Genomic DNA, 18853 nt, shown 5'->3' with positions numbered 1-18853 from the left:
TGTTGTCGTTCTGCTGGCCGGTTACTGGGCTTTTTCGGCAGCCAGTTCTTCCAGATCGATGTAGCGGTTGCCGATGCGCGGGTGCAGGCGGCCGCCGTCGGCGCAACCCAGGACCACGACGATCTCGTCGGCACGGGGGGCGTCTTCGATCTTCATTTCCAGGGTGATGTAGTGCGAACGCAGGCCTTCGTCGTCCTTGTGCATCATCGGGATCTGGATCGAGGTGCCCGGGCCGCCGCGCTTGTTGGTGAAGCTCAGGTAGCTCTTGGCCTTGACCGCTTCGCGGTAATGGTTGCCGAAGCGCAGGGTGTGGATCACCGCCGAGGCGTGTTCGATTTCGCCATCGGCACCGACCACCGCAGCCTTGCCGTAAGCCTCGATTTTCTCGGCACCGCCAATGATGCCCACCAGGCGTTCAACCATCAGTGCGCCGAGGTCGGAGCAGTTGGCGCGGATCTGTGGTTTCAGGTCTTCGACGAAACCGTTGCCCAGCCAGGGGTTCTTCATCACCACGGCCAGACCGACCATGGTCACGGGCTTATCGGCGGCTTTGCCGCCTTCAATAAAGGTTTCTTCGACATAGCTGACGATCTTGCGGATTTCGAAACTCATGAGCTGCTCCGTAGAGGTTTGGGTGTCTGTGCGTCTGATGGTATACCATAATACCGGAAGCACAAGTCCCCGAACGGAGTTTCTGGCTGGATGGCACGCAAAAATGTGCGCCACGGGCAGCAGCGGACAAACGGCAGGCACGGGTTTACGCCGGGCACAGGCCCGGCATGGGAGAGGAGAGAAGGGTAAGGAAGGGGGTCAGCGGTGAAGCGGGGTCAAGCGGTGCGTCGGGTTTGCTACCGGTTGTCCATCAAGACTTCGCTTCCTTGGTCCCCAGAACATCACGGATGTTGTCCACCACATTGCTGTCCTTGATCACATCATTCAGCCAACCCTCGAGCGGCATGTTGCCCCATTTGATCGCCCGTTCGATCAGGTAGGGGACGGGGCTCTGGGGTTCGGTCTGCTTGAAGAACTGCGCGATACCCGCGAGCAGGGTGAATGCCTCGTCGCGGGTCTGCGGCGTGGTGCGCAGCGGCGCAGCTGGGATGTCTTGCTGGGTCTGGGTCATTGCGGCACCTGCAGGTTGTGCGCCAGCGTTTTCGGAGACGGTCGGGGTGGGAGCGACAGGGGCCGAGTTCAGTTCGATGCCACGATCCTTGAGCAGTTTCTCGGCCAGTTGCCCGGCGCGGGACAACACGTCATGGAGCCCGGCAAAACTCGGCGCGTCGTGGCCGAACAGCCTGTCGGCAGTGCTCTGCAATTGTTGGCAGGCGTTCAGGCTGGCGGCGATTTCGCTGGCTTTCTGGCGCAGGTGATCGGAGTCGGTCAGCACCACCGAACGCTGGAACGCCTCGGCGTTGATCTTGCCTTCGTCGAGGGCCGCGCGCATGGCCTGGGGGTTCTGCAAGCCAAGGTTTTCGACGTGCCGGGATTCGTCATAACGCAGCAGGCCGTACTGTTGGCCCTGGGTGATGGGCAGTCCGCCCACCACATCCGCCAGCGACGTCTTCATCCACGCCAGGCGGGCAGCGCGTTCATCGACCCCATCCTCGAGGGAAGGGAAGAGGCCGGTCCAGAAATTGTCCAGTAGGCGTTCGGCCAGGGTCAGGCCGAAGGTGATACCGGTGAAATGGTATTTGTGCGCCAGGGCTTCGCTGAGCCAGGCGACGAGCATCAGGTCCTTGCTCTGTCGAGCCAGGCCTTGGGCAGCCAGGGTGAGGGTCAGATCCCAGTCGGATGACTTCAGATCGGTTTGCCAGTCACCCTGGGTCAGGTAATCGGGGTCTGCTCGCCGTGCTTCTTTCACCTGATCGAACAAGGTGGAAAAGCTCAGGTCTTCGCCGCTCCCCTCATTGATGGGCGCGGTCAGTTCGGCCAGCGAAAGGTCGTTGAGAAATTCAGACATGGGAAACTCTGATCAGACTAAAAGAACACCGCGCCCGCCGGGCAGGCACGGTGCCGAAAACGAGCCGCGTGCGCGGCCCGTCATTACTACGGTGTTATGCGAAAACCTTGTTCGCGGTGCGATCCCAGCCACCGGTGACGTTACCGCCGCCCTGGCCATCCGCACGGCTTTGCTGGGTGTAGGTGGTCTTGATACGAGCGAAGTTGAAGCTGATTTCTTCGATCGGCAGATCGCCAACCGCTTTGTCTTCGCCGTTCTGGTTGCCGCCAGCGACCGCTTTCACGGACGACACCACGACTTCTTCCAGGTTGATGGTCAGGTAGGTCACCTTGTCGCCACCAGCGCGGTTCACGTTCAGCTGGATCTTGCCAATGTGCTTGCCATTGCAGCAGTGTTCGAACAGCTTGGCAGAAGCCTTGTCCACGGCTTTGCGGATTTTGAAGTCGCTCAACGCTACACGCTCCGACGAAGCACCGCCCGACGAGCTGGCCGTCGCGGAGGTCGCTTGGGTGGCGCCGTACTCGTAGCCCAGCACTTCGATCCAATCCTTGTGTTTGTCGTCCAGCACTTCGCCTGGAATACCTTCGATCTGGATGTATGCGTCAAATGCCATTTCTATTTTCTCCTTACCTTCATTTAAAGGGATGTCACCTGCAAACAGGTCGCAGCCCTTCGTTTTAACCTCTTTGAAACAATCAACAGAGGTGTCTTATGCCGGCCCGGGCCTCTCGTCGAGATGACCCGGATGCCGGTATTTCTTCACAAGGCGCGCATGCTCAGTTGAGTGCCCGCACTTCGATTTCTACCCGCCGGTTAGGCTCAAGGCAGCGGATCAACTGGACCCTTGGCTGCTGCATATCGCACTTGACCAAGGGCTTGTTGCTGCCTTCGCCGACGGCTTCGACCAGCTCGCCGGGTACGCCTTTGCCCACCAGGTAGGTCTTGATGGTTTGAGCCCGCTGTTTGGAAACCTGCAGGTTGCCCTGGGGATCGCCGAGTTGATCGGCGTGCCCGGCGATGATGATTTTTCCGATGTTGGGCGTACTGAGCAGCTTGCCGGCGATCGCGCTGAGCTGGCTTTGGCCTTCAGTCTTCAGGCTCTGGAAGTCGGCACGGGCGAAAGCGAACAGGGTGTCCGACTCCAGCGTGATGGTTTCGATCGAGCGCAACGACTGGGTCAGCAGGCTGTTGATGTAGTTGCGCGAGCTGGAGATCAGGAACGCGTTGTCGAGGATCCGTGGCACGTCCGGCTCGTGAATCTGGTCGCTGTAGAAATTGATCTGGCGGCTGGCGAATTCATAGTCCGAGGCGGCGACACTGGCGTTGCCGACCTGGCGAGCAATCGCCGGGTACCAGTAATCCGGGATTTTCGCTTTCAGGAACCCAGGGTCGGCCTTTTCACGTTGTGCACGGGACAACATGACGTAGGTGTCCAGCGTCGCCTTGCCAAAACCTGCGATGGACTGCGCCCGGTTGTCATTGGGCAGCGCCTTGGGTTCGACGCTGTCCACGCCGGTCACGGGCATCAACTCTTTGGCGTTGCGCTGATAGACCTTGAGGGTGGTCAGCAAGTACAGCGAGCGGGTCAGGTTGTCGGCCGTGGGCTTGAGCATCACGCTTTCCAGGCGGTCGAAATAGCGGCTGCGCACCAGTGGTTCTACCTTGTGGCCTTGATAGAGCCCCAGACGCATGCGCAGCGGCACGCCTTCGTCGTGGTGTTGCGCGTAGTAGTGCGCAGTCCAGAAGCGCAGGCGATCGAGGGTTTGCCAATCGGTGTACTGAGCGGGTACTGAACGGTCGTCGACGCCAGCCTGAGTCAGTTCTGCCGAGAGACTCTGCAAGGTGCTCCTGTTGTTCACATACGACCAGCCCAACAGGCTGCACAGCAGCACCGCAACTACTGCGGCACCGCCGATCCAGGTCGCCCGACGCCGACGCTCGCGGTGGTTGGTGGTGTACTGCGCCACCAGGTGCTGGTCGGGAATGATCACTTTGCGGAACAGACTGTTGATGAACAAGGGGCGCGGTTGCGCGTGACCGTTGGCGATCTCCTGATCACCTTCCAGCGAAAAGCGCTCTGTCACCTGCCGTGCGTGTCCACCCAGTTCCGGCTGGTCTGCGTCCAGTGCGCTGGTGAAATAGAAGCCGCGCAGTAGTTCTGCACTTTGGTAAGGGTTGGCGCGCAACAGGGCATCGACGAACAGTTGCAGCCGCGGTTTGAGGGCCGCCAGTTCCAGCGGGAACCGATACACCGCCGAATCCTGCCGGGTGATCTGGATGTCCTGGGTGACCAGCTGCTGGCTCGCCACTTGTTGCCAATAGCTGACCAGTTCGTCCATCGCGACGCCGAAACGCTGCCCCCAGTCGGCCTGCTCATAGCCCTTGTGGGAGAAAGTCTTGCCCATGACTTCGCCGCGTGCGGTTTCATCGAGTTGGCGATAGAAGGGCGCAAAACCCGGCACCAGGTCGCACTTGGTGAACACCAGGTAGACCGGCAGGCGCACTTCCAGCAGGGCATGGGTTTCCTGAATGCGTTCGCGCAGGCGTTTGGCGATGCGCTCCTGATCTTCGAGCGAGGCCTGCAGGATGTCGTGGATGCTGACGGTGACGATCAGGCCGTTGAGTGGTCGGCGCTGGCGATGCTGGCGCAGCAGCTGGAGGAACGCGCGCCACTTGCCGGCCTCTTCCTGGTTGTTCATGTAGCGGCCGGCAGTGTCCAGCAGCACGGCCTCTGAGCTGAAGAACCAGTCGCAGTTGCGGGTGCCACCCAGGCCTGCGACGCGCACGCCTTCGCGCTCGGCATAGGGGAAGTTGAGACCCGACTGGTAGAGCATGGTGCTTTTACCTGCCGCCGGCTGACCGACCACCAGGTACCAAGGCAGCGCATACAGCGCATCCTTGGGGTTGCTGCCCCGTGGCTTGTTGCTGTGCAGGCGTTCGATGCTCTGCAGCAGACGTTCGCGCAACAGGCTGACTTCCTCGCGATCCGCCGGGCTCGCGTTCAACACGGCCTGATCGGCATCCTCGCGCAGCAGTCCTTCAAGGTTGTGATGCCGCGACACGCCCCGATAGAGCAGCAGCACATAACCGGCGGACAGCACAAGGAACACAGCGATGCCGGTCAGCAGGCTGTTGAGCGAACTGAAGCCGAACGCCCGCCCGATGCCCCACACCACGAAGATCGTGAGGAAAAAGCACACCCCCAGGATGTAGGGTTGATAGCGCAAGAAGTAATACTTGATCTTGTTCATACAGGCTTCGAATCCAGGGCATCGACAAAACGGTCGATAACGTCACCCAGCGGGCGGTCGATTTCGGGAAAGGCGTGTGTGCGGTGGTGCTCGTCAAAGGCATCGAAGGACGCCAGCACGTCATAGCTCTGCGAACGGTCACCGATACCCGTCAGCACGCGGTAGGCGTCGCTGGTCTGGCGCGATGCAAAACAGATCAGCCTGGGGCGCATGAAGTCGTCCGCCAGCAGACTGATCTGCGGCACAGCACGTTCCGGTGTCATCTGCGTCAGCCAGGTGACCCACAGATCGGCGGTCGGATTCTTCAAACCCCGTTCCGCCGGCAAGGGCAGGGAGATGCCGATTGGCGTTGCCTGATCGAGGTGCCTTCTCAGGGCCTGGAGACGGGTCAGCACGGCGTTGGTGACGAATTCCGGGTAGGTGCCCTGGAGCGCGCAAGCGATGTCCCGCAGGTTGAAGTTCACCAGGAACTTGTCATGCACGCGCCGGAACAACTCGAAGTCCTGGCCTTGCAACGGGCGCAGGGACTTGATGCGTTCGAACAGCACCGAGGTGCTTTCGCCCTGGACGGCCATGTGCAGCAGCGGCCTGATCTGCCCGCTGAACAGTTCGCCGAGGGTGAACGGATTGACCAGAGGCTCGGCTTCGCAGGCCTTGAGGGTCTGGAAAATGAAGAACGGATAGCGTCGTCCACTCGAATCCCTCGAGCTGATCAGCCCGCCCAGCAACCAGTTGCCGCTGCGCGCGCGGTAGCTGAAAAAGCACAGCGGCAACCCGTCGAACAGCTCGCGCCAGTCTTCGCGATGCTGCAGGGCGGCCAGCGCCCCTTGCAGCCAGCTATCGAACTCGCAGACGTCGTCGCCCGCGCCTTGCAGGCTGACGAAGTCCGGGCTCGCGGGCACCTTGCCGAAGCAGCCGATCATTGGCCGGTTCCCAAGCTCAAGGTTCGGCGGCTCACAGCGCTTGACCTTCTTTGGCGTTGAGCGCGCTCAATGCCTTGACGTTGGCCAGGTCCGTCAGCTTGACGCCGCCGTAGTTGCGCACGGCGAGGCTGACCGGGCCACTGCTGGTGTTCCAGCTGAAACGTTGCTGGATACCGTCCAGATCGCTGACCCGTGCGCTGTCGTTCATCCGCAGCAGGCCCCAACGCCCCGGGTAGTCGAACACCGTGATGCGCTCGCCGGTCAGGGTGACCACATCCAGGCGTGCGCCCGGCGTGGTGGTCGTGCCCGGCCACGAGAAGCGGCTCCAGCTGGTCTTGCCATTGCGGTAGTGCTGCACCTGGCCATCGAGGGTGAAGATGATGTCGGTCAGGTTGGCGGAGGGTTCGAGCATGATCTCGAAGCCGTTGTCGCGGTCCGACAGGCTGGCGATCACCTGGCCCAACGAACTGGCCTTGTCGATGCTGTTGACCATGTTCGGGTTGACCAGCGGCGTTGCCTTGCTGTTGCTGCTCATCCCCAGGCCTTCGCCACCGGACAGATTGCCGATTTCGTTGCGTTTGAAGTTCGGCAGCAACCCGGATTCCGGGTCGACGAAACGTTGCAGATCCTTGACCGAGGCTTCATTGCGGCTGCCGGGCGCAATCGGGTAACGGTGCGCCATGACCTGCTCCCAGGGCTTGGCAATCTGCTGCGCCCAGGCCTTGGCAATCTGTTGGCCGGCCGGGTCGCGCAGGGTTTCCCAGGCAAACTGGATCGGCAGGCTGAACAGGCCCTGCAACGAATCGGACAGGCCGCCCTGGCTGGTGTCGACGGTGGTCTCGACATAGTTGCGCACGCTGGTCACTTCGCTTGGCAGCCCTTCGAGGGTTTCACTGATCAGCTGCTTGCTGCTCTTGCCAACGTCCTGGGAGCGCTGGATGTTGTTCATCCGCACCTTGAGTTTGCGCAGGGCCGCGAGGTAGCGGTCCATGATCGTGCTGTCGGCGCCTTCGGCGTTCTGCACCGCAAACACCCGCGACACAGGTTCGAAGCGCTTGGCCAGGCTGCCGTCGTCGACCGCCGGCAACGGCGAAATCAACGCGCCTGGCGAGGTGTTCTTGCCATCGAAGATCCCGGTGACGCTGCTCCAGAATCCGTCGTCGGGCTTGATGCCCGCTGGCAGGGTTTCGCGGGGGGCAGGGACGTCCCATTGGGTGTTGTCGTTGACCGCCGCCAGGAGGGTTTTCACCGGCGAGTTCTGCACGTCGCTGAGCAGCGACAGTTGCTGGGTCGCATTGGCCATGTCGGTGAAATGACGAACGCCGACGCTGTCGATGAAGGTGTACCAGGCCTGGGTGTAGTCGCGTTTGTAGCGCGTCATGAACTCACGGATGAAGTTGGCTTTCTGCACGATGCTGTCGCCGCCTTCGCCGTCGAGCACCCAGTCCGATTCGTTTTGCAGGTTGCCCGACACCAGCTTGATCAGCTCGGGCTTGACGAACTGTTCCCAGCCCTGGCGGGTGAAAATCGCCGGGACCGCCTCGGTGCCGTACAGCAACTGACGGCCTGGCAAAGGCACCAGGTCGCCCAAGCCAACGGCCGGGAACTGACGGCTGGATTCGAGTTGCAGACGCAGGTATTCGCGGTCCACCAGCGAGCTGGAAATCATGAAGGACTTGAGGCTGTTGCGGGTTTCGCTGATCAGCTGCTCGTTACGCGACAAGGTCGGTGCCTGGCCATTCTTGAGCAATTGCACGTAGACCGGCGAGTTGTCCTGAATCACCGCCGTGCTGACAGGATTGTCGGCACTGGCGGTATTGGCCCAGGCCACCGGCAATGCAGCGCCGACGAACTCCGGGTCTGGATGGGTGCCCGGTTGCGTGAGCATCAGGTAAAGCTTCAGCGCGTTATAGGACTCGATGATGGACGCGACTTGCCGCTCATCCAGCCGGCCGAGCATTTCTTCGGACAGCGAAAGCCCGCCGGTGGTCGCCGACAAATCCGCGGCATCGCTTGCGGTGGCAGGGTTGCGCAGTGCCGTCAGCGCTTCGCCCCGTGCCTTGTTGGCGGCACCCTTGGCGGCACCGGTCAGGCGACTGGCGACATCACCGCTGCTGCGCGGCAGGTTGTTCAAGCGGATCGGCAGTTTCTGGCCCTGCGCGCGGGCTTTCACCGAGTCGGCTTTGTTTGGCACAGGCGCAAAGCTGTTCTGCGCATCCATGGTCTTGGCGAACTCATTGAAGGCGCGCATCTGCAATTGCAGTTGCAAGGTGACAGGCTCCAGCGCCTGGGTGCGCAGTTGCTGCAAGTAGGCGGCCTGCGCGACGCGGTAGATGTCGTCACCACGATAGAGGCCTGCGCCGAGTTGCAGCGGCACACCCTTGGCACGGTGCTTCTCGATGGCCGAGAGTTGGTCGCGCAGCAGTTCCAGGCCTTGGCCCGAGGCGAGTAACCCGGCACGGTCCGGGGACTGTTGCAGCTCGGTCAGTTGCTCGCGCAACGTAGCCAGCCACTGACGGTTGTTCTGGAACGACAGGGCTTGCCAGCCAATGAACGCAACCCCGGCCAGTACCGCCAGGCCCAGCAGGGCAGGGCTGGCGGAGGTGTTCTTGCCCAGGCGCGACTGATAGAGGGTCAGGTCGCGATCCGGGAAGATCACCCGACGGAACGTATCGGTGATGAAGTAGCTGCGGTCGCTGATTTTCCTGCCGCTGCTTGGCTCAGGTTGTTCATGCTCCGCTTGCAGGGCGAACGACTCGGCCAGGTCGTCTTCATACACCTGGCTCAGTTGCTGGTCGGTCTGCAGGGCGCTGGTGAAATACAGCCCGCGCAGCAACAGCGGCGCACCACTGCGACTGGTCTCGGCGAAGTGCTGGAGAAACTGCTCCAGCACCCCCGACAGCTCGGCGAAATAGTTCGGGAAGTTCAGCAGGGCGCTATTGGCATCGGCGCCCAAGGCAATCATCTGGGCGTCGACGTGACGGCGAATATGGCCGTGCAGGTTGGCCAGCTTGGCATCCAGCACCGGGCGCAGCCCCTGGTTGCGGATCTCGGACAAACCGAAGGTCATGCCCAGCGGTTGCTGGCGCTCGTTCAGGTCCAGGCCTTCAAACGCCTGGCTGAAGCCCGGCAGTTGATCGGTCTTGCTCAGCATCAGGTAGATCGGCGGACTGGCGTCCAGGCACTCGTTGTATTCCTCGATGCGCGACACCAGTTGGGCGGCCCGTTCGTTGCGCTCGGCCGCGCTGCACGCCAGCAGTTCCGGCAGGCTTACCACCAACACCAGACCGTTGACCGCGGCCTTGCTGCGCTGCTTTTTCAGCATGCGCAGGAAGGCGGCGAATTCGCTGGCCGACGGGTCGTCCCGCAGGTAACGGCCGGCCGTATCGATCATCACGGCCTCGGGGCTGAAATACCAATCGCAATGCTGGGTGCCGCTTTCGGTGTCGTTGGCGCTGCTGGCAATGCTTGCGGACAGGCCGGAGCGGGTCAGCAACGAGGTCTTGCCCGCTGCCGACATACCGATGACCAGGTACCACGGCAAATCATAAAGCGCCGACGAGCCGCCGCCACCGGCCGAGCGGTCGGCGCGCAGCATCGCGATGGCGTGCTTGAGGCGTTCGCGCAGCACTTGCTGATCGCGGAATTCACCGGCGGATTTGAGCGAACGATCGACTTCGATCTGCACCAGGTTTTCAAGGTTGTGTTCGGCGCGGATGCGCTTGTACTGACGCAGCACAATGATCAGCAGGTAGAAGGCGCTGACGATCGCCATCGCCTCCAGCGCATAACCGCGCAGCCAATTCACGTGCGGGGCCACGAACCAGCAGACCGCCAGGCTCGCCAGCCACAGGACGGGGACGAGGAACCAAAAACTTTTTAACGAGCGCAATAATGTCTTCATGTCTTCCTGACTCGATTACCTGACCTGTTTTCAGGCACTGAACAGCTGGCTGATTTGTTCGGACAATGCGGCCAGGTCTTTGGCCAGCAACCAGTCCAGCGTCAGGTAGACACCCGCGCAGACCAGCGCAATCAGCGCCAGGTAGAGCCAGAGGGGTACCTCGTGGCGCAGCATCTGCGAGACCTGGTCGGGCAACGCCCAGTCAGGCGAGAGCGCCTTGGGCGTCTTGCGAAAACGCGCGATGTCCTGGCCCAGGGTATTGGCCAGGTAGCGCAACTGGTCCTTTTGCCCGAGGCTGAACTTGCCTTCGAAACCCAGGGCCAGGCACAGGTGGTAAACCTCGAGCACATCGAGGTTCTGTTTGACGTCGCCACGCAGTGCATCGATCTTTTCGAAGAAGCCTTCGCCGGCCAGGTGCACGCCGAAATAGCGGAACTGCAAGGGCTGCAATTCAAAGTGGCGACGCAATTCGTTGTCCCCGGAGCGCAACACGCTTTCATCGAGGAAGGCACACAGGGCGTACTGGGTGTCCTTCACCTGTTCGACGCTGTAGTTGGCGCCACGGGCATCGCGCTCCAGCGCCTTGAAGAAGGTGTCGACGCTCGCCTCGAAGGCGCTGACCGAAGTCACCTGGCGACCCTTGCGCACGATCAGCGCCATGCTGATGAAATCCTGCACCAGGTCTTTGAGGGTCGGTTTTTCACGGGCGGCCGCAACGGCGCCTTGCAGTACGGCTTCGGTCATTTGAGTACCGCCATCAGTTCAAGCTTGAGGTTGGTGAACGCGCTGGGCGCATAGAAAGAGATGGCCTGGGCACTCATCATTCGTTCATACACCCGGCCATGGGGCTCGATGGAGAAGTAGTGATTGTCCAGTCGCACCGGAATCGCATTGGGCAGGCGGGTCGAATGATTGAGGGTGACCCCCGGCATGGCGCTGTTGACCACCACTTCGATGTCTTCCGGCGAGCCGACCTTGAACGCCCGCGGCACCAGTTCCAGCAGGCTCGCGCCCGGCATGTCGGCGTGCACGGAGATATAGAAGTCCGCCTCCGCCAGCCGTGGGTCGTGCAACTGCCCTTGCCAGTACGAAGGTTTGGTCTGGGTCAGGTTGATCACCACACACTGGTTCGGCACGACGTTGTCGAGCAGCACGCGAATCATTTCGTCGAGCTTGACCAGCGACGCCGCCGGGTCGTGATGGTCGTACTCGGGGATGTCGTTGAGCTGGGTGTCGAGCGAGAACGTCAGCAAGCCGCCGGCGAGTTCGGCCAGGAACAGATACAAGCGCTCGGGGTGCAAGCGCGGGTGCGCAAGCAAATGCGCCAGGGCCGGGTGGGCACGGTTCACCGTGTTCAACAGCCAGAACAGGGTCACGTCGCTGGAGCCGAACTCGGCGATCTGGTCCGCACGCTCGCGACGACGGCCGGACAGCGCCTTGCTCTTGGATTGCAAGGCACCGAGCAAACGCTTGCCCAGCCCGATCAGGGTGTCGTGGGTGCCCAGGTGCAGCGTCGGGTGCACGAAATGCCCGTCGAGGTTGAAACCGCCGATGTTGTTGCGCGACAGCCGGGCAATCGGACACCAGGTGTAGCCATCGAGGTTGTCGCCGTCGATCAGCATCACCACGTTCAGGCGCAGGCTGGTGATTTCGTTTTCCAGGTCGCCTTCGTTGAGGTCCGGTAAGGTGTCGAACTGCTTGCGAAAGCGCCGCCCGGTCTTTTGCTCCTGACCGTCTTCGACGTAGTTCAGGCCGAATGGCTCTGGCAGTTTCAGCGCGGCATAGACCTTCAGGTCATTACCCTTGAGCAAATCCTTCAAGTCACGAGCCGCCGGCAGTGGGTCGTGCTGCGGTGCGTCGAACAGGCTGCCATCGGGAAACACCAGTTTCAGCCGTTTGAGCTGCAGGGAACCGGTGGCGAGGGCTTCCTCGTCCACCTCCAGCAACTGCACGCCCCAATGAAAGGGCGTGTTGCGCAGCGTCGCCTGCGCCAGCTGATGCTGGTGGAACTCATCCTGATACTGGAAATGTTGTGGCAAAAGGAACATGCCTTCGGACCACATCACCCGGCTTTGCTTACTCATTGAGCGCTTTCCAATAATGAATTCAATTTCGAGTCGACGGCTTTTTGCGCGGAGCCAACGGCTTTGTCCTGGACCTTTTGCACCACGGCGTCCTGAACACGTTCGGTCAGTGTCGGTTCGGCAGACGGGTCGGGCTGGGCGGCGGCCTTGGCCAGTTGCTCCTGGGTCTTGGGTTTGTCCAGCACGTCGACACCGCTGACGGCCGACACGGTGTTGTTGTCCACCAGCACCCGCAGGCCGTCGGAGGAGAACCAGATGCCGTCCTTGCGCAGGGAGTTGGCGTCAAACGCGACCTTCCAGTTGCTGTTCTCGTCAGTGCGGAAAAAAGCCGCGACGCCGACATAGCCGGCTGCTTTGTTCAGCGGCCACTTGTCGACTTGCCCCATGCCCGGCAACAAAGTGATTTCACGGTTTTCGATCAGAGTATTGCCGAGGGCCTTTTGCGGGTCGTCCCACAGCGAGTCGGCATCCACCGAGGCAAAGCGCTCCAGCGATGTCAGCTGGTACACCCGCAGCACCACCGAAAGCGGTTTGCCGGACGCGTCGGGATTGAGCTGGTTGCCGCCGTCGGACGTCAGGATGACTTTCTCGTTGTCGTCGAACAGCATGTCGCCGGCCCACGTGTCGTCGACCCGCTTGCCGACCCGGTCGGTGACGCCACAGGCGCTCAGTACCGCCATCATCGCCACTGCCGTCAGGCACTTAGCCAACGCCGTCTTTTCGGGACGCTTCCCTGAATATCTCTTGTCCATGACCACTACCTGTAAATGCCCGATCAGTTCAGGCGATAGGCGAAATCGCCGTCGCTGCCCAACTCGATGTTCAAACTCTGGATCGGTTTGTCCTGCGCCATGCGCTCCAGGACCCGCTGGGCCAGTTCCGGCATCAGGGTCTTGGACAGAATGTTGTCGATGTTGCGGGCGCCGCTGTCGACTTCCGTGCAGCGCGAGGCAATGGCCTTGACCAGCGCCTCGTCGTAGCTCAGGACGGCCTGGTGATTGCGCTCGAAGCGCTGGCGAATGCGCTCCAGCTTGAGCGCGACGATGCGCTCAAGGATCGCGTCCTTGACCGGGTAGTAGGGGACGATGGTCAGGCGGCCGAGGAAGGCCGGCTTGAACACCTGGTTCAACTCGTCACGCAGCCCTTCGACGATGTCTTCCGGCGTCGGTTGCGGCTGAGCATTGAGGCACCACTGCATGATGCGGTCGGTGCCGGTGTTGGACGTGAGGATGATCACGGTGTTGCGGAAGTTGATCTCGCGACCTTCGCCGTCATCCAGCACGCCTTTGTCGAACACCTGAAAAAACAGTTCGAGCACGTCCGGGTGGGCTTTTTCCACTTCATCGAGCAGCACCACGCTGTACGGCTTGCGCCGCACGGCTTCGGTCAGCACGCCGCCCTCGCCATAGCCGACGTAACCCGGTGGCGAACCCTTGAGGCTGGAGACGGTATGGGCTTCCTGGTACTCGGACATGTTGATGGTGATGACGTTACGCTCGCCGCCATACAGGGTGTCGGCCAGCGCCAGTGCGGTTTCGGTCTTGCCGACGCCGCTCGGGCCGAGCAACAGGAACACGCCGATGGGTTTGTTCGGGTCTTCCATGCGTGCGCGGGAAATCTTGATGCGCTTGCCGATTTCCTGCAGTGCGTGGTCCTGGCCGAGTACCCGCTCGCCCAGCAACGCCGGCAGGCGCTGCACTGTGTCGATTTCGTCGCGCAGCATCTTGCCCAGCGGGATGCCGGTCCAGCCGGAAATCACTTCGCCGATGGTGCCGCCATCCACCAGGGCATGTACCAGCGGTTGCTCACCCTGGACGCTGGCCAGTTCGGCGCGCGCCGCGGCAATCTCCTGGGTATCCGGTGCCTGGTTCTCCGGGTGACTGAGGGCGCCGAGTTTTTCCACCAGTTGCAGCTCGCGTTGCCATTGCTGTTCGAGGGCATCGCGGGTTTGCTGTTCGCTCAGCAGCTCGGTATTGAGGGTGGCCAGGCGTCGGGCATGGTCGCTGCCTTTGGCGGCTTCCTGCAGCAGTACCGAGATTTCCGCCTGCAGGTTGTCGATCTGGCGCTTGCAGTCTTCCAGCGGCCCCGGCTGCGCCGATTGCCCCAGGGCGACCCGGGCGCACGCGGTGTCCAGCACGCTGACGGCCTTGTCCGGCAGTTGGCGACCGGTGATGTAGCGATTGGACAGGCGCACGGCCTGCACCAGCGCTTCGTCCATCACCGTGACCTTGTGATGCTCCTGCATCTTGGCCAGCAGGCCGCGCAGCATGTGGATCGCCTTGTCTTCGTCCGGCTCTTCGACCTTCACCACCTGGAAGCGGCGGGCCAGGGCGGCATCCTTCTCGAAGTACTTCTTGTACTCGGCCCAGGTGGTCGCCGCGATGGTGCGCAGTTCACCGCGAGCCAAGGCTGGCTTGAGCAGGTTGGCGGCATCGTTCTGCCCGGCCTGGCCACCGGAGCCGATCAGGGTGTGCGCTTCGTCGATGAACAGGATGATCGGGTGCAGGCTGCGCTTGGTTTCTTCAATCACCGACTTGAGGCGGTTTTCGAATTCGCCTTTCACGCCCGCACCGGCCTGCAACAAGCCCAGGTCCAGAGTATGGATGGCAACGCCCTTGAGCACCGACGGCACGTCCCCTTGCACGATGCGCAGGGCCAGGCCTTCGACCACGGCGGTTTTGCCGACGCCGGCTTCACCGGTGAGGATCGGGTTGTTCTGGCGGCGGCGGGTGAGGATGTCGACCATCTGCCGCACCTCGAACTCGCGACCGAGCACCGGATCGATCCGGCCTTCGCGAGCGCTTTGCGTGAGGTTGATGGTGTATTGATCGAGGGCCGGTGTCTTGCCGTTGCCTTTGATCGGGCTGGTGCTGGCGACGTCCGCAGTACCCAGCGGTTTGGCCAGGGCCGATTCGGCGCTGCCTTCCACCAAGGCGTTGAGGTTCACGCGCAAATCGTCGGCGTTGATCTTCTCCAGCTCGGCCGCACCCGCGATCACCACCCGGCGCAGTTCGTCGTCATCGAGCAGGGCTTGCAACAGATGGCCGGTGCGGATCTGCGTCTGGCCGAACTCGATGGAGGCCAGGACCCACGCCTGTTCGATCATGCGGGTCAGGTGCGGTGACAGTGCCGGGGTGCGTGTATTGCCCTTCTTGAACGTCCCCAGTGCCGTCACCAACTGCGCCTGCAAGCGCTCAGGCACCACGTCGTAATGACGCAGGATGGCCGGCAGGTCGTTGTCGTGGCTGCCCTGCAATTGCAACAACAGGTGCTCGATTTCGACATCGTAGTGGTGTTCCGACAGGCACAGCGCCGCAGCGCTTTCGGTGGCGGTACGGCTGGTGTCGTTCAGCTTGGCGAACAGGGACTTCAGGTTCACAGGGAGACCCCATCAAAAGGAATGTGGAAGAGCGCGCAACGGGAAGGCTCCACGTCGACGCCTGGTCGTTTGAGCCAGCCGAGCCGGCCCAGCGAAAGGTTGCCCTGGCGACCCAGGCGGGCGACGGGTACGGACTGCGGTTTGAGCTTTGGCGCCAATTGGAAGTCGAGTTCCGCGCCGACGTAGAAACGCACCAGTTCCAGCAGCTTCTGGTAGTCCTCGGTGCCTGGCTGGAAGCGTTGATAGTCGGCCAGTTCCAGCGGGCCCATCTCGATGCGCACGCACGACTGGTAGTCCCAGACCCGATTGCCGGCGACGGCGCTTTGCCCGAGCACGGCGTTCTTGCGCCCCAGTTGCGTGCATTGGCTGGCGTCGAGTTTCAGCCAGCGACCGGCAAACGGCTTGACCTTGAATGGCAGAGAAAAATAGAAGCTGAGCATCACTTCCAGGTTCAAAGCGTTGCGCGGCTTCTGGGCGAACAGGCCGGAGAAGTAGCTGAACAATTCACGGCGCAGGGGCGAACCTTGCCTGTCGAATTTCTGCTTCTGCGCCTCGGGGCCGAAACCCACCAGGTTGAGCAGGTAGCGGTCGAAATCCGAGGTGCCGTTGCGTTCGTACTCGATGTAGAACTTGTACTTTTGCCAGGCCTCGTAGAACAGCGTGGTCATGCGGTGCGAAAAAATGTCGAGGAACGCGTGGGCCGCATCATCCCGGTACTGGATGTGCCGCTCGATCAACAGCTCGGTGTACGGGCGCGGCAATACGCCCGACGGCCCGACCAGCCCCATGAAGGTGACTTGCATCTCGGACAGCGGCAGTCCGGCCACGGACACCTTGCCTTCACGCTCGAACTGCAGATCGCTGACTTCACTGGCCGGGAAGTTGAGCGACAGCTGCGAGCGAAAACGCAGAGGGTCTTCGTGCGGTCGGGTTTCCAGGTCCATGCGCCCGGTTCTGCTGTAATGCAGGCGAAGCAAGCGCACCAACTGGAAAAACTCGAATCGGTGCGGCTCAGCCCGTGCCTGGTCGATCAGACCAGGGGTTGATCGCCGGTTCGCGGTGGCCATTGGACGACTCTCTTTTCGCGCTGCAAGGTGCGAAGGGTTAATTGGGTAAAGCTGTTCATCGAGCAGTACTGACCAAAGAAGTGATCGAGCACCATGCCGAACAAAAACACACCGCTGCCGGTGTACTGGCTTTCATCGAAATTGAGGGTGATGCCGACGCCGCGAACGAAGTTCGGCCGCGGGTGGCCGATGCGTGCGACCACAGGTTCGCTGCTCACCGAAACGATGCCGTTGATCTGTTTGCGGATCGCCGACACGTTGCGGTAGTTGTAGAGCGACAACAGTTCCAGCAGCACCTCGCGCCCACGGGACACCAGCGACATGTGGTTCAGCGACAGGTGCGAAATCAGCCGCCAGATCACGCCGTTGCCCAACGGCACGCGGGCGGTGGCAGTGGGCTTACGCAGGCAGCGGATGTCCTTGATCACCGAGTTACCGGGGATATTGAAATCGCCGCGCTCGCCACCGAACGGCAACATCAGGGGCAGGTCACGGTTGCTGCAGGTCAGGCGGATGCTCAATGCATCGTTGTTGGACTCCATCAGCCCCAGCTCACGATCCACCACCCGGATAAACACCTTCGAGCCGTCGCGCTGGCCGCTCTGTACCGCACGGCGCCGGGCAATCCAGAAGCTTTGGCCGGGACCCTGATCGCCACGGGGTTCGAAAAACGGGTGGCAAGTGCCGACCTGGTCGATGCCGCCGACCTTGCGCACCCTTCGTACGCGATCGATGGACACCACTTCGGCCGAGCCTTGCAGGCGCACATCCGGTGTCACTGCGTATTCGTGCTGGGCGTGGGTCAACTTGATCGGTTCGGCCTGCTGGCGGAACAGGTTGATGATCGGCGTGCAATTGAGCTTGAAGTTATTGCGCCCGATGTTTTGCGTCAGGCGCGCCAGGCGGTCGCTCAGGTCGTAGTCGGAAAAGTAGAAATTGACCTCGACTTTCTCGACGTCCTTGCCCGCCAGAATCCGCGCAAAACCCGACAGGTCGAAGAACATGAACTTGTCGGGAAAGGTGAAGTACTCGTGCAGCAGGCGGTAACCGAGGAACGAGCGCTCGGAGTAGTCCACCAGGCCTTCGTCCAGACCGTAACCGACGGCTTTCAAAGCGTTGGTCGGCAAGACGACCTCGCGCGTACGCCCCTGATCTTCGAAACTCAGTGTGGCCTTGGCCAGGTTGTTGAACAGCAGTTCGTACAGTTGCAGCATCAACGTGCTTTCGCCGTCGAGGAAAAACCGCAGGCTGTCCAGTTCCAGCTTGCCGAACATCACGTCGGAGGTCGCCACCAGGCCGATGCGCAAACGCGCGACCAGATCAGCGCTGTGGCCATTGAACGCCGAGCGTTCCATCTCGATGAATGATGCCTGTTGCACCGCCACCGGCCACAGCTCGACCGGGTAGCAGGTGCGGAATTTACACACCACGCCATCGATCGGGTTGGCGCTGAGTTCGGTATGCCGGGGCACACGGAAGGCTTCGGTGACTTTTTCCTGCTTGCCCAGGTTGAACTCGACGATCGACATCGACGGGGTAGGGCGCAGGTAATGCGGGTACAGCACCTCGAGAAACGACTCGACGATTTCCGGCAGCTCGTCGTCGAGTTTTTTGTGCACCCGCGCCGACAGGAACGAGAAGGCCTCGATCAAGCGCTCGGTATGCGGGTCTTCGCAGTTATCGCCCTCGATGAGCAACCGCGAAGCGATTTTCGGGTACTGGCTCGCAAACTCCTGGCCCAAAAAGCGCAGGTGCGACAGTTCCTTTTCGTAATAGGGCAGCAGATCGTCGAGCATCAGTTGAGGTTCTGCACTTTGTATTCCTGGGTGTTGACCTGCAGCACCGCGTCGAAGGACACCTGACGAGTGACGTCTTGCAGACGCAGGACCGCGTCCACGCGAAAGGTCAGCATGCGTTGGCCGGTCTGTTGGGCGAGCAGTTGCACTTTGACGCCGCGAAAGCGCCGGTCGCCGACCGTGATCGCTTTCTCCAGTTGCCGCTGGATCAGCAGGCGATCCTTTGGGTCGAGCACGCTGCGGCTGGTGAAATCCGGCATGCCGTAATCGAGGATGCTCCCGCTCAGGTTGACGAAACCGTCCAGCTCGTTGGCGACCAGGGACTGGCGGGTGTTGACCAGGATTTCCAGGTCGCGAACGATGCTGGCCTTGTAATCGGCCAGCGAACACAAGCGCTGCGATGACGCTTCGATGGACTGATGCGGACGATCGTCCAGCAATCGGTCCAGCAGTGATGGCAACAGCTTGTGTTGACTGGTCATGGTGCCT

At 61.6% G+C, this 18853-nt stretch carries 13 protein-coding genes; all 13 read right to left on the bottom strand.

Annotated elements, in window-relative coordinates:
• Positions 1-21: 21 nt before the first annotated feature.
• The 13 genes from AC3IP0_RS17670 to tssE all read right to left on the bottom strand — a co-directional run bounded on the left by AC3IP0_RS17670 (position 22) and on the right by tssE (position 18846).
• Positions 22-612, bottom strand: coding sequence for an amino acid synthesis family protein (locus tag AC3IP0_RS17670; RefSeq protein ID WP_489316367.1), 591 nt, complete (start codon positions 610-612; stop codon positions 22-24).
• Between the two features lie 250 nt (positions 613-862).
• Positions 863-1960: a type VI secretion system protein TssA gene (gene tssA / locus AC3IP0_RS17665; RefSeq protein ID WP_489325491.1), complete on the bottom strand. Its 1098-nt coding sequence runs from the start codon at positions 1958-1960 to the stop codon at positions 863-865.
• 94 nt (positions 1961-2054) lie between these two features.
• Entirely contained in the window at positions 2055-2573 is a 519-nt protein-coding gene (locus AC3IP0_RS17660) for an Hcp family type VI secretion system effector (RefSeq protein ID WP_489316365.1), read from the bottom strand.
• Positions 2574-2736: 163 nt separating this feature from the next.
• Entirely contained in the window at positions 2737-5211 is a 2475-nt protein-coding gene (gene tssM / locus AC3IP0_RS17655) for a type VI secretion system membrane subunit TssM (RefSeq protein ID WP_489316364.1), read from the bottom strand.
• The gene (gene tagF / locus AC3IP0_RS17650; RefSeq protein WP_489316363.1) at positions 5208-6134 is read right to left on the bottom strand and encodes a type VI secretion system-associated protein TagF; all 927 of its coding nucleotides are present in this window, start codon (positions 6132-6134) and stop codon (positions 5208-5210) included. The genes tssM and tagF overlap by 4 nt, the downstream gene beginning before the upstream one ends.
• 31 nt (positions 6135-6165) lie before the next feature.
• The gene (locus AC3IP0_RS17645) at positions 6166-10038 is read right to left on the bottom strand and encodes a type VI secretion protein IcmF/TssM N-terminal domain-containing protein (protein WP_489316362.1); all 3873 of its coding nucleotides are present in this window, start codon (positions 10036-10038) and stop codon (positions 6166-6168) included.
• A gap of 30 nt (positions 10039-10068) precedes the next feature.
• A complete protein-coding gene (gene icmH / locus AC3IP0_RS17640) occupies positions 10069-10782 on the bottom strand; it encodes a type IVB secretion system protein IcmH/DotU (protein WP_046042544.1) in 714 nt (237 codons plus the stop codon).
• Positions 10779-12122, bottom strand: a complete 1344-nt coding sequence (tssK, locus tag AC3IP0_RS17635; protein WP_046042543.1) for a type VI secretion system baseplate subunit TssK — start codon at positions 12120-12122, stop codon at positions 10779-10781. The genes icmH and tssK overlap by 4 nt, the downstream gene beginning before the upstream one ends.
• Positions 12119-12874, bottom strand: coding sequence for a type VI secretion system lipoprotein TssJ (gene tssJ, locus AC3IP0_RS17630; RefSeq protein WP_489316361.1), 756 nt, complete (start codon positions 12872-12874; stop codon positions 12119-12121). The genes tssK and tssJ overlap by 4 nt, the downstream gene beginning before the upstream one ends.
• A 23-nt stretch (positions 12875-12897) precedes the next feature.
• Positions 12898-15501, bottom strand: coding sequence for a type VI secretion system ATPase TssH (gene tssH / locus AC3IP0_RS17625; protein ID WP_489316360.1), 2604 nt, complete (start codon positions 15499-15501; stop codon positions 12898-12900).
• Entirely contained in the window at positions 15498-16568 is a 1071-nt protein-coding gene (gene tssG / locus AC3IP0_RS17620; RefSeq protein ID WP_489316359.1) for a type VI secretion system baseplate subunit TssG, read from the bottom strand. The genes tssH and tssG overlap by 4 nt, the downstream gene beginning before the upstream one ends.
• The gene (tssF, locus tag AC3IP0_RS17615; protein ID WP_489325490.1) at positions 16532-18364 is read right to left on the bottom strand and encodes a type VI secretion system baseplate subunit TssF; all 1833 of its coding nucleotides are present in this window, start codon (positions 18362-18364) and stop codon (positions 16532-16534) included. The genes tssG and tssF overlap by 37 nt, the downstream gene beginning before the upstream one ends.
• Positions 18364-18846: a type VI secretion system baseplate subunit TssE gene (tssE, locus tag AC3IP0_RS17610; protein ID WP_489316357.1), complete on the bottom strand. Its 483-nt coding sequence runs from the start codon at positions 18844-18846 to the stop codon at positions 18364-18366. The genes tssF and tssE overlap by 1 nt, the downstream gene beginning before the upstream one ends.
• Positions 18847-18853 lie beyond the last annotated feature (7 nt).

The organism is Pseudomonas sp. GL_103, from assembly GCF_057835175.1.
The sequence above is the reverse complement of the archived record's forward strand: the minus strand, read 5'-3'. Positions and strand labels throughout refer to the sequence as shown.

Bases quoted from the DNA above. Each gene is read 5' to 3' on its own strand.
- AC3IP0_RS17670 (WP_489316367.1), bottom strand. From the start codon at position 612: ATGAGTTTCGAAATCCGCAAGATCGTCAGCTATGTCGAAGAAACCTTT.
- tssA (WP_489325491.1), bottom strand. From the start codon at position 1,960: ATGTCTGAATTTCTCAACGACCTTTCGCTGGCCGAACTGACCGCGCCC.
- AC3IP0_RS17660 (WP_489316365.1), bottom strand. From the start codon at position 2,573: ATGGCATTTGACGCATACATCCAGATCGAAGGTATTCCAGGCGAAGTG.
- tssM (WP_489316364.1), bottom strand. From the start codon at position 5,211: ATGAACAAGATCAAGTATTACTTCTTGCGCTATCAACCCTACATCCTG.
- tagF (WP_489316363.1), bottom strand. From the start codon at position 6,134: ATGATCGGCTGCTTCGGCAAGGTGCCCGCGAGCCCGGACTTCGTCAGC.
- AC3IP0_RS17645 (WP_489316362.1), bottom strand. From the start codon at position 10,038: ATGAAGACATTATTGCGCTCGTTAAAAAGTTTTTGGTTCCTCGTCCCC.
- icmH (WP_046042544.1), bottom strand. From the start codon at position 10,782: ATGACCGAAGCCGTACTGCAAGGCGCCGTTGCGGCCGCCCGTGAAAAA.
- tssK (WP_046042543.1), bottom strand. From the start codon at position 12,122: ATGAGTAAGCAAAGCCGGGTGATGTGGTCCGAAGGCATGTTCCTTTTG.
- tssJ (WP_489316361.1), bottom strand. From the start codon at position 12,874: ATGGACAAGAGATATTCAGGGAAGCGTCCCGAAAAGACGGCGTTGGCT.
- tssG (WP_489316359.1), bottom strand. From the start codon at position 16,568: ATGGCCACCGCGAACCGGCGATCAACCCCTGGTCTGATCGACCAGGCA.
- tssF (WP_489325490.1), bottom strand. From the start codon at position 18,364: ATGCTCGACGATCTGCTGCCCTATTACGAAAAGGAACTGTCGCACCTG.
- tssE (WP_489316357.1), bottom strand. From the start codon at position 18,846: ATGACCAGTCAACACAAGCTGTTGCCATCACTGCTGGACCGATTGCTG.